At 68.8% G+C, this 13,298-nt stretch carries 14 protein-coding genes; 6 read left to right on the forward strand and 8 right to left on the reverse strand.

From position 1 onward, the window contains the following. The first annotated feature begins 1 nt into the window (after nt 1). Nucleotides 2-208: a hypothetical protein gene (locus BLT81_RS01855; RefSeq protein ID WP_083337240.1), complete on the forward strand. Its 207-nt coding sequence runs from the start codon at nt 2-4 to the stop codon at nt 206-208. A gap of 159 nt (nt 209-367) precedes the next feature. Here BLT81_RS01855 and BLT81_RS01860 read toward each other — a convergent pair whose 3' ends face one another. Then, entirely contained in the window at nt 368-523 is a 156-nt protein-coding gene (locus tag BLT81_RS01860; RefSeq protein ID WP_156784082.1) for a hypothetical protein, read from the reverse strand. Nucleotides 524-877: 354 nt separating this feature from the next. Here BLT81_RS01860 and BLT81_RS01865 point away from each other — a divergent pair, with 354 nt between their 5' ends. Together BLT81_RS01865 and BLT81_RS01870 are read left to right on the forward strand one after the other, a co-directional pair. Then, nucleotides 878-1,306 (forward strand): ankyrin repeat domain-containing protein, encoded by a 429-nt coding sequence (locus tag BLT81_RS01865; protein ID WP_019193262.1) that lies wholly within the window; start codon nt 878-880, stop codon nt 1,304-1,306. Continuing rightward, complete coding sequence (locus tag BLT81_RS01870; protein ID WP_019193261.1) at nt 1,303-1,950, forward strand: LysE family translocator; 648 nt, start codon at nt 1,303-1,305, stop codon at nt 1,948-1,950. The genes BLT81_RS01865 and BLT81_RS01870 overlap by 4 nt, the downstream gene beginning before the upstream one ends. Before the next feature lie 72 nt (nt 1,951-2,022). Here the strand turns inward: BLT81_RS01870 and rpsT are convergent, their stop codons facing one another. Both rpsT and BLT81_RS01880 read right to left on the reverse strand, forming a co-directional pair. Then, nucleotides 2,023-2,286 (reverse strand): 30S ribosomal protein S20, encoded by a 264-nt coding sequence (rpsT, locus tag BLT81_RS01875; RefSeq protein ID WP_019193260.1) that lies wholly within the window; start codon nt 2,284-2,286, stop codon nt 2,023-2,025. 197 nt (nt 2,287-2,483) lie between these two features. Then, nucleotides 2,484-3,008, reverse strand: a complete 525-nt coding sequence (locus BLT81_RS01880) for a type II toxin-antitoxin system PemK/MazF family toxin (protein ID WP_019193259.1) — start codon at nt 3,006-3,008, stop codon at nt 2,484-2,486. 156 nt (nt 3,009-3,164) lie between these two features. Here BLT81_RS01880 and lepA point away from each other — a divergent pair, with 156 nt between their 5' ends. The 3 genes from lepA (at nt 3,165) to BLT81_RS01895 (ending at nt 7,700) form a co-directional block, all read left to right on the forward strand. Further along, entirely contained in the window at nt 3,165-5,021 is a 1,857-nt protein-coding gene (gene lepA / locus BLT81_RS01885) for a translation elongation factor 4 (RefSeq protein WP_019193258.1), read from the forward strand. A 4-nt stretch (nt 5,022-5,025) separates the two neighbouring features. Continuing rightward, on the forward strand, nt 5,026-6,195 hold the full coding sequence (locus tag BLT81_RS01890; protein WP_019193257.1) for an alpha/beta fold hydrolase: 1,170 nt from the start codon (nt 5,026-5,028) through the stop codon (nt 6,193-6,195). Nucleotides 6,196-6,425: 230 nt separating this feature from the next. Next, complete coding sequence (locus tag BLT81_RS01895) at nt 6,426-7,700, forward strand: acid phosphatase (protein WP_019193255.1); 1,275 nt, start codon at nt 6,426-6,428, stop codon at nt 7,698-7,700. 13 nt (nt 7,701-7,713) lie between these two features. Here BLT81_RS01895 and BLT81_RS01900 read toward each other — a convergent pair whose 3' ends face one another. From BLT81_RS01900 to BLT81_RS01920, 5 genes are read right to left on the reverse strand one after another with little or no spacing between them, the layout of a single operon-like run. Next, nucleotides 7,714-9,096, reverse strand: a complete 1,383-nt coding sequence (locus BLT81_RS01900) for an ATP-binding cassette domain-containing protein (RefSeq protein ID WP_019193254.1) — start codon at nt 9,094-9,096, stop codon at nt 7,714-7,716. Beyond that, entirely contained in the window at nt 9,089-9,865 is a 777-nt protein-coding gene (locus BLT81_RS01905) for an ABC transporter permease (RefSeq protein WP_019193253.1), read from the reverse strand. Before BLT81_RS01905 ends, BLT81_RS01900 begins: the two co-directional genes overlap by 8 nt. Further along, nucleotides 9,862-10,785, reverse strand: a complete 924-nt coding sequence (locus BLT81_RS01910) for an ABC transporter permease (RefSeq protein ID WP_019193252.1) — start codon at nt 10,783-10,785, stop codon at nt 9,862-9,864. The genes BLT81_RS01905 and BLT81_RS01910 overlap by 4 nt, the downstream gene beginning before the upstream one ends. After that, on the reverse strand, nt 10,782-12,263 hold the full coding sequence (locus BLT81_RS01915) for an ABC transporter substrate-binding protein (RefSeq protein ID WP_019193251.1): 1,482 nt from the start codon (nt 12,261-12,263) through the stop codon (nt 10,782-10,784). Before BLT81_RS01915 ends, BLT81_RS01910 begins: the two co-directional genes overlap by 4 nt. Nucleotides 12,264-12,292: 29 nt before the next feature. After that, the gene (locus BLT81_RS01920; RefSeq protein WP_019193250.1) at nt 12,293-13,279 is read right to left on the reverse strand and encodes an LLM class flavin-dependent oxidoreductase; all 987 of its coding nucleotides are present in this window, start codon (nt 13,277-13,279) and stop codon (nt 12,293-12,295) included. Nucleotides 13,280-13,298: the final 19 nt, after the last annotated feature.

The following is a 13,298-nucleotide window of genomic DNA, read 5'->3' on the forward strand; positions in this document are numbered from 1 at the left end:
TATGAAGACTGAATTTCTCGCGAAGGTGGTCATGCAGGATGGCTGCGTTTCGGTGACGTTCGATGGATTGGGGGGGGACCCTGAGTTTTCCCATAATATTCAGCTATGCTGGGAGGACGGGGAAATGGCCGGCGCTATTGATGTGTCGACCGACGGTCGCCTGATGGGTATTGAACTCATTGGCCTTGATGTTGAGCTAGAGGAATAGCTCGTTTTCCGTCTCGCTCTATCTCGCCTTTTTAGGTGGAGGCAAGCCGTCGAGCGGTTATTAACCAACCTCATGTAAAGATCAGAACTCCCGGTAGAGTGATCGGAGCCCGACTGGCGATGGGCAACTAGCCTCCACGCAGTAGCCTAACAGCCGCCTTCATGCCAGCAGCGTGGCCACGGCGAAACCGATCGCTCCGACGACGAGCATGGCTACCGCCGCGGCGTGAGTGAGTTGTCGAGGCGACCCCTGGAGGAGTTTTGCGGAGTTCCACAGAAAACCGCCTCCGATGAAGACGATGGCCGAGGGGGTCATGAGCATTAGCACGATCTGACTGGTCATCCCGGCATCGTCGCATGAAGGTGTTCCCCGGCCGGTTCCGTCGTGGGATGCCCCAGTTCCGACGTGATGAACGTGTGCGATGTGAGGGCATGAAAGGAACAAGGCGGCGTAGCCGCCGCGTTAGCGCGGCCCCTCGTCTCTTCGCTTGCCCTAGATGTATTTCCCCGTGACGTTGTGAGCGCGCTGTGCGGGGGTGGGGCCCGCCGGGGGCGACCTTGCCGTGACCTTGCCGTCGGTCTGTGACCGCTGCGGTGTGGTGCGGTGCGGACATGCGTGATGGAACCATCGCACGGGAAGCCGGCGAGAGTGCGTGATAGATTGTCATGCGTGAATGAGCAGCGCGACAACCACGAGCACACCGGTGACACCTCCTCCGAGGTTCCCTCGGACGTGCAGGAGTTTGCGACGAAGCTGTTCAACCTCGCGCGCACCGGGGGCATGTCGCTTTTGGAGTACGTCGACCATGGCGTCGCCGTCGATATGGCCAACCAGGACGGCAACACGTTGCTCATGCTCGCCGCCTACGCGGGGCACGAGGAGCTCGTGCGCGGGCTGGTGGAGCGCGGGGCGAACGTCGATAAGCTCAATGGGCACGGGCTGTCGCCGCTGTCGGGGGTGATTTTCAAGAAGGAGGACGCGATCGTCGAGCTGCTGCTTGAGGCGGGCGCGGACCCGAGGGCGGGGAGCCCGGACGCGATTGCCACCGCGCGGACGTTTGGGCGCGACGACCTCGCGGAAAAGATGGAAGCGCGGTGATCGCACCCGGCGACCTCGCCGCCATCGTCGGCCTCAACCTCGTCGGGGCGGCCGCGCCGGGCCCCGACATCGTGCTGCTGACTCGGACGGCGACCCGCTCGCGCAAGCACGCGTGGGCGACGCTGGCGGGCACGCAGACCGGTGTGCTGATGTGGGTGAGCCTCACCGTGGTCGGGGCCGCCGCCGTGCTCACCGCGTTCCCGCGCGCCCTCAACGTCGTGCAGATGGTGGGCGGGGCCTTTTTGATCTTCATGGGTATCAGCAACGCCCTGCAGGGCTGGCGCGAACGCAACGACCCGCCGAAGGGACTGGAGGAGGCCGCGGGGAAGCTCGGCTCACTGCCCGGAAGCTACCTGCGGGGGCTGTCGACGAACCTGGCGAACCCGAAGATCGTTCTCGCTCTCTCCGCGATGATCGCGCCCCTTCTGCCACCGAACCCCTCCACGCTGAGCGCGGTGGTGGTTATCGCGTCGTTGTGGCTGAGCTCCATGGCCCTTATGGCCGTGGTGGCGCAGGTGGTGTCGACGGAGAAGGTGCGGCGGAAGCTGTTAGCGGCGGGCCCGCGCATCGACATGGGCGCAGGGGCGTTCTTCCTCGTCGTCGGTATCGTCTTTGCGGCGCGCGGCGCGGGCGGGATGGCCTAACGCCTAACACGGCCCGGACACGCGCATGAAAAAACCCGCCTCCCGGGAGGGAAGCGGGGATGTGCCCGGCTCTTAGGCCATCTTGTTCAGCGCGCGAGCCATGTTGGACTTCTTGTTCGCCGCGTTGTTGCGGTGGAAGACGCCCTTGCTCACGGACTTGTCCAGCTTGCGGGACGCAACGCGCAGCTGGGCCTCGGCGGCGGACTTGTCGCCGGACTCCACGGCCTCGCGGAACTTACGGATCTCCGTGCGCACGGAGGAGCGGATGGACTTGTTGCGCTGGCGGCGCTTCTCGTTGGTAAGAACGCGCTTCTTCTGCTGCTTGATATTTGCCATGTGGTACACCTCTTGGTTCGGTCGAATCTGATGTGCAGTCGACCCGGGAGGGAGTTCACGCGCCGGTCTTTGAAAACGCGGGCCCAAGGTCCTGCTCGCGTAGCTCGGCGCACCCTGAAATCCCGGATGCGGACAACCCACGCAGGATAACAGGAGCTACCGCGCGCGACCAAAACGCCGCGAGATCACAGTGAACGCTACACCCAATCGAAGCGGTCGCGCAGCCGGTTGGCAATGCGCTCGAAGCGCCGTGGCGGGATGTAGGTGCCGCGGCGCTGCACCTCCGACTCGGGCACCATGAGCGTCTTGTCCAAGCGCACCCAACAGGGCTCGCCGGTGTCTTCCCACTCGCCGGAGCCGATGCCGAGCCAGTGCTCGTCGTCGCGGTGCTGCTCCTCGGGGGAGATGAGCAGTCCGAGCACGTCGCGGTGCTCGCGGCCGATGACCACCAGGGAGCGCTCCTGCGGGGGGCTCGAGGGCACGGTCACCCAGACGATCTCTCCGGGCTCGGCCTGGCCGTCCATGTCGGGCGCGTAGTAGATACTGCGGGCGACCTTGGCGGTGGGTGTGACGAGAAGGTGCGAGGCGATCTTCCTCGCGCCTTCCCGGGGGGACGAGCCCAGCCGCTCGTTGAGCAGGGCTAACCCCTGGTCAAGGCCCTGGTCGAGCGCATTCGAGGCGGGGCGCTTCGAGGCGGCGCGCTTCGACCGGCGAAAAATCATGTGGTGTCCTTTGTCTTTGGCCTTTGCTTTTGTTCTTCGCGTCGCGGGGACGGGTATTGGGTCCACACTACGAGGTGGAACGCGTGTTCACAACCAGTTTCGCGGGCCGTCCGCGTGTTTTGTTTGCCCACGTGGGGCGGTAAAGTGGGCGGAACTATGGCTGCGCAGACGAAGAATTTCGCGGAGCAGACGTTCACGGACCCCTCGGCCATCCGGAACTTCTGCATCATCGCCCACATCGACCACGGCAAATCCACTCTCGCCGACCGCATTCTCCAGCTGTCCAACGTGGTGAACGCGCGCGATATGCGCGACCAGTACCTCGACAACATGGACATCGAGCGCGAGCGCGGCATCACCATCAAGGCGCAGAACGTGCGCCTCCCGTGGACGCCGACGAGCGGCCCCTTCGCCGGCGAGCAGACCATCCTGCAGATGATTGACACGCCTGGCCACGTCGACTTTTCCTACGAGGTCTCGCGCGCGCTCGAGGCGTGCGAGGGCGCTATCTTGCTTGTCGACGCAGCGCAGGGCATCGAGGCCCAAACCCTGGCCAACCTGTACATGGCCATGGACAAGGATCTCGAGATCATTCCGGTGCTCAACAAGATCGACCTGCCGGCTGCCGACCCCGACAAGTACGCCCTCGAGCTGGCCAACATCATCGGCGGCGAGCCGGAGGAGGTGCTGCGCGTCTCCGGCAAGACCGGCCAGGGGGTGCCGGAGCTTTTGGACAAGCTCGTCGAGCTCGTCCCGCCGCCCACGTCCGAGTTCGGGGCCGACGCCCCGGCCCGCGCACTCATTTTCGACTCGGTCTACGACACCTACCGCGGCGTGGTCACTTACGTGCGCATGATGGACGGCAAGCTCGAGCCGAACCAGCAGGTGCAGATGATGAACACGGGCGTGCGCCACGAGATCCTCGAGATCGGCGTGGTCTCGCCCACGATGAAGAAGACGAAGGGGCTGGGCCCGGGCGAGGTGGGCTACCTCATCACCGGCGTCAAAGACGTGCGAGAGACGCGAGTGGGCGACACGGTCACGTGGGCGTCGAAAGGCGCGGCGCAGCCCCTCGCGGGCTTCGAGGACGTCAAGCCGATGGTCTACTCGGGCCTGTTCCCCGTCAGCCAGGAGGACTTTCCGGCCCTGCGCGAGTCGCTGGAGAAGCTTCAGCTTAACGACGCCTCCCTGACGTGGGAGCCCGAAACCTCCGTGGCTTTGGGCTTCGGCTTCCGCTGCGGCTTCCTCGGCCTGCTCCACATGGAGATCACCCGCGACCGCCTCGAGCGAGAGTTCGGCCTCGACCTAATCTCCACCGCGCCGTCGGTGACCTACCGCGTCGTGGCGGAGGACGGCACCGAGCAGTACGTGCACAACCCCTCGGACTGGCCGGGCGGGAAGCTGCAGGCGGTCTACGAACCGGTCGTGAACATGACCATCATCGTGCCGCAGGAGTTCGTGGGCGCGACGATGGAGCTGTGCCAGTCCAAGCGCGGCGCGATGAAGAACATGGAGTACCTCTCCGAGGACCGCGTGGAGCTGCGCTACATCATGCCGCTCGGCGAGATCATCTTCGACTTCTTCGACATGCTCAAGTCCCGCACGAAAGGCTACGCCTCGCTGAACTACGAGGAGGCCGGCGAACAGGAGGCCGACCTAGTCAAGGTGGACATCCTGCTGCAGGGCGATCCCGTTGACGCGTTTTCCGCCATCGTGCACAAGGACTCGGCGCAGTGGTACGGCAACAAGATGACGAAGAAGCTCAAAGAGCTCATCCCGCGCCAGCAGTTCGAGGTGCCGGTCCAGGCGGCGATCGGCTCGAAGATCATCGCCCGCGAGAACATCCGCGCGCTGCGCAAGGACGTGCTGTCGAAGTGCTACGGCGGCGACATCTCCCGCAAGCGCAAGCTGCTGGAAAAGCAGAAAGCCGGCAAGAAGCGCATGAAGTCCATCGGCTCGGTCACCGTGCCGCAGGAGGCCTTCGTTGCCGCGCTGTCGACCGATGAGGAGTAGGGGAGTGAAGCTTCAGCGCGACGGCTTCACCGTCTTCGCCCGCGTGCTTGGCGACGCCACCAAGCCCGCCCTCCTGTTCCTCCAAGGCGGCCCCGGCAACCCCGCGCCCCGCGAGCGCTACGAGTGGATCACGCACGCGCTCACCCGCTACCGGGTCGTGCTGCTGGACCAGCGCGGCACCGGCAACTCCACCCGCATCGACCGCGCCGTGCCCTCGCTCATCAGCGCGGAGGTGCTTGCGCGCCTGCGCGCCGACTCCATCGTCGCCGACGCCGAGGCGGTGCGCGCCGAGCTGGGGATCGAGCGCTGGGACGTGCTGGGCCAGTCTTTCGGCGGGTTCTGCCTGGCGCACTACCTCGCCGCGCACCCGGACAGCGTGGGCAATGCGTTTTTCACCGGCGGGCTGCCCACCCTGACGCGCGGGGCGGATGAGGTCTACCGCGCCACCTTCGCCAAGCTCCGCGCGCGCCACGAGCAGTTCTATCGGGACGTTCCCTGGGCAGAGAAGATGGTGCGCGAGGTGTGCCGCCACCTGGACAACTCCGAGGAGTACCTGCCCACCGGCGAGCGGCTGAGCTCGCGGCGCTTCCGCACCATCGGGGTGGCGCTCGGGCAGGAGGGCGGCGCCGACGCGCTCGCCGGGCTGCTCGAGGAGCCCTTCCACCCCGGCGGCCAGCTGCGCACCGACTTTCTCGCCGAGGTGGGCCAGCGCGTCTCCTTCGAAAGCGCGCCCCTCTACGCGGCGGTCCACGAGAGCATCTACGGCGGCACCGTCCCCGGGGCGACGAGCTGGGCGGCGCAGCGCGTCTCGGAGACGCTCGAGGGTTTCGCCCCCGACGCCGGGGAGGGCGACGGCGAGCTCTTCCTCACCGGCGAGCACGTCTTTCCCTTCCAGTTCGACGAGGACCCAGCCCTGGTGCCCTTCAAAGAGGCCGCCTTCGAGCTGGCGGCGAAGGAGGACTGGCCCAACCTCTACGCGCAGGCCGGGCGCGTCGACCGGGCCTACGCGATGGTCTACACCGACGACATCTACGTCCCGCGCGAGCTGTCGATGGAGGCGGCGGAGATCCTCGGCGCGCGCGTCCACGAGACCGACGCCTGGCAGCACGACGGTCTGCGCCGCCACGGGAAAGCGGTGCTGGACATCCTCTTTAGCATGGCTGACCAGGGATGATCCCGATGAATCACATGGTTGTGACAGCGGGGTTAAGATGTCAGGCATGCAGGCACCTTTCCCTCGCGAGCAGGCCCCGCTGAGCCCCGCGGAAGTGAGCGAATTTGACCAGCTGACAAGCGTTTTCGAAAGGGACGAAGAACACCTCCTCAACCCCGCCCTGATGTTGTACGTGACCCGCTAAGCCGCTTGCGCTGCCGGATGGGTGGGGGCGCGGTACGATACCCAGCGTGAAAAAGACCGCCCCCGCCCTTGCCGCCCTGTTCACCACCGCAGCGCTGGCCGCCCCCGCCGCGGCCCAGCCCCTCGCGCACGTCAATATGCAGCTGCCGGATGGCCTGCCCATCTCTTTGCCGCAGCTGCGTAGCGAGGTCAGCGGCTCTTCCACCGGCGCAGTCCCGGTGCAGCACCCCGGCGCCCCGGTGCCCACGCCGTTCACCCCGGACTACATCGCGGGCTACATCTCCGACATCTCGCCCTACAGCCACGGCATTTACTACCAGGTCAACGGCCTGTTCCCGCACGTGCGCGACAACCAGCCGGAAACGATGGCCGCCAACCTGGAGACGGTGGTGCGGATCAACAACACCGCCACCCCGGAGCAGGTCCGCCAGGCGCAGGTCGACGCCGTCGTCTCCGAGGGCGGCCTGGTCTCCGCGCTGTCGTACGCGCTCGGTGACGAGTTCGGCTCCGCGCTGCGCACCTCGCTCGCGGAGGGGCGCTTGCCCAAGACCGCGTTCCTGCTGGACAACGGCTACCTGTCCCGCGCCGGCGGGCTGGCCTCCTCCACGCTCATTGAGAAGCAGATCTTCAACTTCCCGCGCCCCCACGTCGTCGCGCCGGAGCGCATCGTACGCTACAACACGCCGGAGACGGGCGACCTGTACCTCACCTCCAACTCCTTCCCCTCCGGGCACACCAACCAGGCGGCCTGGGTGAGCGCGCTGCTGGCCTACATGGTGCCCGAGCTCGCGCCGCAGCTGCTTTACCGCGGCGCTTCCTCCGGTCACTCCCGCATCGTGCTTGGGGTGCACTACCCGCTCGACGTCATCGGGGGCCGCATGAACGGCTACGCCGCCGCCGCTGACCGCCTCAATGACCCGAAGATGCGCGACGCGCTCAACCAAGCAGCCGCCGAGCTGCGCGCGGAGATCGAGTGGCGCACCGGAAAGCCCATCGCGGACCTCGTGGCCGCCGACGCGTCCGTCGTCAGCACCGCCCAGGCCGTCGCCAGCATGGAGGAGTGGATGGGCTACGGCCTGCCCACCGTTTACGTCCCGGACGCCCCCATGATCGTGCCGCAGGCGGCCCCCGTGCTGCTGGAGGCGCGCTTCCCGGAGCTGAGCTGGGAGCAGCGCGCGGAGGTGCTGCGCCAGACCGCCGCGCCCGCCGGCAACCCGCTCGACTGGCAGGCCGAGGGCGGCTCCTGGCAGCGCATCAACCTCGTCAAGGCGACCGCCGCGCAGGTGACCGTCCACGAGGACGGCACGCTGACGGTGCAGTAAAGAGCGGTAATCATCAGCCCCCACCGGGGCGCTCAAGGATGGCGTCGAGAAGCGAGCGCGTGTACGGGTGCTCGGGGTGCGCCCAGACCTCCTCGGTGGGGCCGTGCTCGACGATGGCGCCGCGGTGCATGACCGCGACGCTGGGGCACAGCTCGCGCACGACGGCGAGGTCGTGGGAGACGACGACGAGGGTGTTGTCGGCGACGACCTCGTCGATGAGGGCGAGCACCTGCGCGCGCAGCGTGACGTCGAGGGCGGAGACGGGCTCGTCGGCAAGCATGATGGCGGGGCGCGGCGCGGCGGCGCGGGCGATGGAGACGCGCTGGCGCTGCCCGCCGGAGAACTCGCGCGGCAGGCGCGATCCCGCGCCGTCGAGCCCGACCTGGGCGAGGACCTCCGCGGCGCGCCGGGCTCCCACCCCCGTCTCAGCGATGGAGGCCGCCACCGGCAGGCGCGGGTCGAGCGAGGAGTAGGGGTCCTGGAAGACCATCTGCAGGTCGCCGTCCACGCGCACGCTTCCGCTGTCGGGGGTGGACAGGCCGGCGATGACGCGCAGCAGCGAGGTCTTGCCGGAGCCGGAGCCTCCCACGATGGCGAGGCGCTCGCCGCGCCGCACCGACAGCGACACCCCGTCGAGCGCCTGGGTGCCGCCGCGCGCCAGGCGCACGCGGTCGAGCGTGACCACCGGCTCGCCGAGCGGGCGGGGACGGGCCGGGGAACCGGGCTCCGCGGCCGCGACGAGCGCGCGGGCGTACGGTGAGTCGGGGGAGACGATGCGCCCGTCCTTGAACACCAGGATCCGGTCGGCCATGTGGCGCACCACGGCGATGTCGTGGGAGATGAACACTAGACCCATCCCGCGCTCGCGGACGAGCCTGTCGATGAGGTCGAGGACCTGGCGCTGCACCGTGACGTCGAGCGCGGTGGTGGGCTCGTCGCAGATGAGCACATCAGGGTCGGAGGCGAGTGCCGCCGCGATGAGCACGCGCTGGCGCTGCCCGCCGGACAGCTCGTGCGGGTAGGCCTCCGGGCGGTCTATGCCCACCTCGGCGAGCAGCCGCCTGGCCTGGGCGCGGTCGCGGCTGACCTGGCGGCCCACACGGGTGAGCGGGTCGAGGGCGCTGAGCGGCTCCTGGAACACCATGGCCACGGTGCCCCCGCGCACCCGGCGGCGCACGCGGTCGGGGGTGCCCACCATCTCGGTGCCGGCGACGGTGACGGACCCCGACGGGGTGAGGGCGATGGGCAGGGAGTCGGCGAGCCCCATGATGGACAGCGCCGTGAGCGATTTGCCGGAGCCGGACTCGCCGATGATGCCCACGCGCTCGCCGGGGGCGACGTCGAAGGAGATCGAATGGAGGAGGCCGGGGATGGTCAGGCCTGTGACCTTAATCACGGCCGCCTCCGATCAGGGTGAAGCCGAGCACCGTCACGGCGATGGCCAGCCCCGGCCACAGCGCCAGGTGCGGGTCGGTGGCCAGGTAGGGCTGGCTGGCCTGCAGCATCCGCCCCCACGAGGCGTAGGGGGCGGGGGTGCCCAGGCCGAGGAAGGACAGCCCCGCCTCGGCGAGGATGGCCAGCGCCAGGGCCACGGAGACCTGCACCGCGACGAGCGGGGCGATGTTGGGCCACACGTGCCGGGCGGCGATGCGCGGCCCGGGCACCCGGGACAGGCGCGCGGCGAGGATGTAGTCCTGGCTCATCACCTGCAGCGTCGCCGCGCGCGCCACGCGCGCGAACGCGGGGATGCCGGCCAGCCCGATCGCGAGCACGACGACGCCGATGCTCGCGCCGAACACCGCGCTGAACACGACGGCGAGCAGCAGAGCGGGAAAAGCCAGGGCGAGGTCGTTGAGCCGCATGACGGCGGTGTCGACGAGGTCGCGGCGCATCCCCGCCCAGATGCCCAGCGGCACCCCGGCAACGGCGGAGGCGGCCACGGCGCCGAGCGACACCACCAGCGTCACCCGCGCGCCCGCCATGATGCGCGAGGCGAGGTCGCGGCCGAACTGGTCGGTGCCCAGCCAGTGCTCCCAGCTGGGGCCCTGCAGGCGCGCGGCCGGGGCGGCCTGGAGGGGGTCGTGGGGTGTCCACACGAGCGAGAGCAGAGCGAGCGCGGCCACGGCGGCGACGATGCAGATGCCGGCGATGCGGTAGCGGGTCATGCGGGCCTCCTCACCCGTGGGTCGATGACCGCAGACAGCAGGTCCACCAGCAGGTTCACCGCGAGGGTGAAGGCGACGAGCAGCATCATCACGGTCTGCACGGTGGTCAGGTCGCGGTTGGCCACGGCGCTGAGCAGCATCGTACCCAGCCCGGGGATGGTGAACACGCGCTCGATCACGACGGCCCCGACGATGAGGTTCGACAGCTGCACGCCGGTCACGGTGACCACGGGCAACGCCGCGTTTTTCACAGCCCTCGTCAGGAGCACGGTGCTTATCGACGCCCCCTTCGCCCGCGCCGTCCGCACATAGTCCTTGCCCATCTCGGCGCGCACGGCACTGCGCACGTACCGGGTGAGGATGGACGCCTGCACCAGCGCGAGCGCCCCCACCGGCAACACCGCGTGCGCCGGGCTGCCCCACCCGTTGGCGGGCAGCCAGCCGAGGCGCACCGACAACACCGCCACAGCGATGATGCCCACGACGAAGCTGGGGGTGACAATGCCCAGCTGCGTCAGCGCCCCGACCACCGCCCCGCCGGGCGTGTCCTGCCGTCGGGCCAAGTACACGCCCGTGGGCACGGCAAGCGTGAGGGACAGCGCCATCGCCAGCAGCGTCAGCGTGAGCGAGACGCCCGCGCGCTTAAGCACCTGGGGCGTGATGTCGGTGGCGCTGGCCATGGAGACGCCGAAGTTGCCGGTGAGTAGCCCGCCGACCCAGTCCAGGTACTGGGTGAGAAGCGGGCGGTCCGTGCCCAGCGTCTCCGACAGCTGTGCTACAGCCTCCTCCGTGGCGGAGATACCGAGCGCGATACGCGCCGGGTCGCCGGGCACCGCCCGCAGGAGCAGGAAGATGAGCACGCTGGCGACGAAGAGCAGCGCTAAAAAGCGCAGCGCGCTGCGCGCGATGCGCGACGTCATTGCCCCTCCTTGGTGATGCGCGCCAGCGGCAGCGAGTCGGTGACCACGTTCGGGTTCACCCCGCCGACCCCGGGGGCCACGAGAACGATGTTCGGGGCGTTCACGAGGGTCAGCGCCGCGGCGTCCGCCATGATCGTGTCCACGGCGGCGCGCATGTTCTCCTCCTGCGCGCCGACCTCGGCGGCGGCGAGGTGCTCGCGGGCGCGCGGCGAATCGTAGCCCAGGTAGTAGTCGGGGTTGCCAAAGAGCAGGGGAACGTCCCGCGGCTCCACGTGCGCGACGAGGGAGGCCTGGTAGTCGTGGCCTCTGAGCACCTGGTTGAGCCACACCGCCGGGAACTCCACGGTCTCGAGGGTGACGTCGAATCCGACGTCGCGAAGCTGCGAGAAGATGAGCTCGGCGGCGGACTGCGCGTAGGGCAGGTTGGGGACCGTGATGGTCACGCTCGGGGTGCGGCCGGCGAGGAGCTCGCGGGCGCGCGCCGGGTCGAAGGGGTAGTAGTCGGCGCCGGTGAACCACGGGTCCGTTGGGGGCACGGGCGCGCCGCCGGTGTCGGTGGCCATGCCGCTGTAGACCACCTCGTTGAGCGCGTCGCGGTCGATGGCGTGGGCGGCGGCGCGCCGCACCGTCGGGTCGTCGAAGGGCGCGGCGCGGTTATTCATGCTGAACAGCACCTCGCCGTTCGTCGTGCCTACCTGGACGCCGATCTCCTCCGGCAGGGCGCCCACAAACTCGGGGGCCTGCATGTTCCACACCACGTCGACGTCGCCCACGCGCAGTGCGTTGACGGCGGAGACGGAGTCGGAGAAGTAGCGGATCGCGGCGTCGCGCACTGCCGCGGCGCCCCAGTAGTCCTCGCGCGCGGCGTAGGTGATGGATTCGCCGGGGGTAAATGAGCTCACGGTGTAGGGGCCGGTGCCCAGCGGGTCGGTGGCCAGCCTGTCGATGGACGCGGGCGTCATCATTGCGCCCGTCAGGGTGCCCATGGACCACAGCCAGTTCGTCGACGGCGCGTGAAGTCGCACTTGGAGGGTGCGCTCGTCGAGGGCCTCGGCGGAGGCCACCGGGTTCATCTGCGCTTTGAGGGCGTTCGCCCAGTGCTCGCGGACGTAGTCGATGCTGAAGGCGGCGTCGGCGGCGGTGAACGGGGTGCCGTCGGAAAACGTCACGCCCTCGCGTAGGTGGAAGGTGTAGACGGTGCCCGCGTCGTCGACCTCCCAACCCGTGGCTAGGTGGGGCTGGAGTTGCCCCGCGCCGTCGACGCGCACGAGGGTCTCGTACACGTTGCCCATGAGCGCCTGCGGGGCCGCGGCCCCGGCGACAGTGGTGAAATCGAGCCCCGCCGGCGGGGCGGAAGCAGCGACGACAAGCTGCTCACGCTGCGCGGCCGGGGTGGGGGCAGCACAGGCGGCGAGCGGCGCGCACGCGGCGGCAACCGCGGCCAGCGCGGCGACTCCGCCGGCTCGGTGGGGTGTCATGGGTGACTAGGCTACACACCCCCGCGGCGCTACAGGCCCCAGGCGTCTGCCAGGATCTCCATGCCGCGCAGCGATTCGGCCGAGCTGCCCGCCTGCACCGAGATCATGAGCTCGTCGGCCTTGGCGTGGTCGGTGAACCAGGTGAGGTAGTCGCGGACCTGCTCGCCGGTGCCGGCGGCGGTGTAGCGCAGCATGCTCGTGATCTGCCGACCCTGCGGCGAGTCGACGACGGCGTCCAGTTGGTCGTCGTTAAGCACCTGCCCCCGACGCCCCATGAGGGCGCGGACGCGGTTGCGGTGCACGATGTGCGTCTGGCGCTGCGCGTCCTCCTCGCTGTCCGCGGCGGTGACGTTGACGGCCGCGATGACGTAGGGCTCCGGGTAGCGCTCGGAGGGGGTGTAGTTCTCGCGGTAGTAGGTGGTGGCCTGCTCGAGGTGCTGCGGGGCGAAGTGCGAGGCGAAGGAGTAGGGCAGGCCCATCTGGGCGGCGAGCGAGGCGCCGAACATGGAGGATCCGAGGATGTAGAGCGGGACGTTCGTGCCCACGCCGGGGAAGGCGGTCACGCCGGGGATTGGGGACTCCGACGACAGCCACGCCTGAAGCTCGGCCACGTCGGAGGGGAAGCGCTCGGCCGACAGGGGGTCGCGGCGCAGGGCGCGCCCGAGGGTCTGCTGGTCGGTGCCGGGGGCGCGGCCCAGGCCCAGGTCAATGCGGCCCGGGTAGAGCTCGGCGAGCATGCCGAACTGCTCGGCGATGATGTAGGGGGAGTGGTTGGGCAGCATGACGCCGCCGGCGCCGAGCCGGATTGTCTCCGTGCGCGCACCGATGTGGGCAATAAGCACGGCGGGCGAGGAGGAGACGATGGTGGTCATGTTGTGGTGTTCGGAGTACCACACGCGCGAAAACCCCAGCTTTTCCGCCTTTTGCGCGAAGGCCACGGAGCGTTCCATGGACTCGGCGGCGGATTCGCCGGGGTAGACAGTGCAAAAATCAAGGAGGGAAAGTGGGGTATTCATACCACCACGCTACGCCTCC

The sequence above is a fragment of the Corynebacterium timonense genome, assembly GCF_900105305.1.
Taxonomy (GTDB): domain Bacteria; phylum Actinomycetota; class Actinomycetes; order Mycobacteriales; family Mycobacteriaceae; genus Corynebacterium; species Corynebacterium timonense.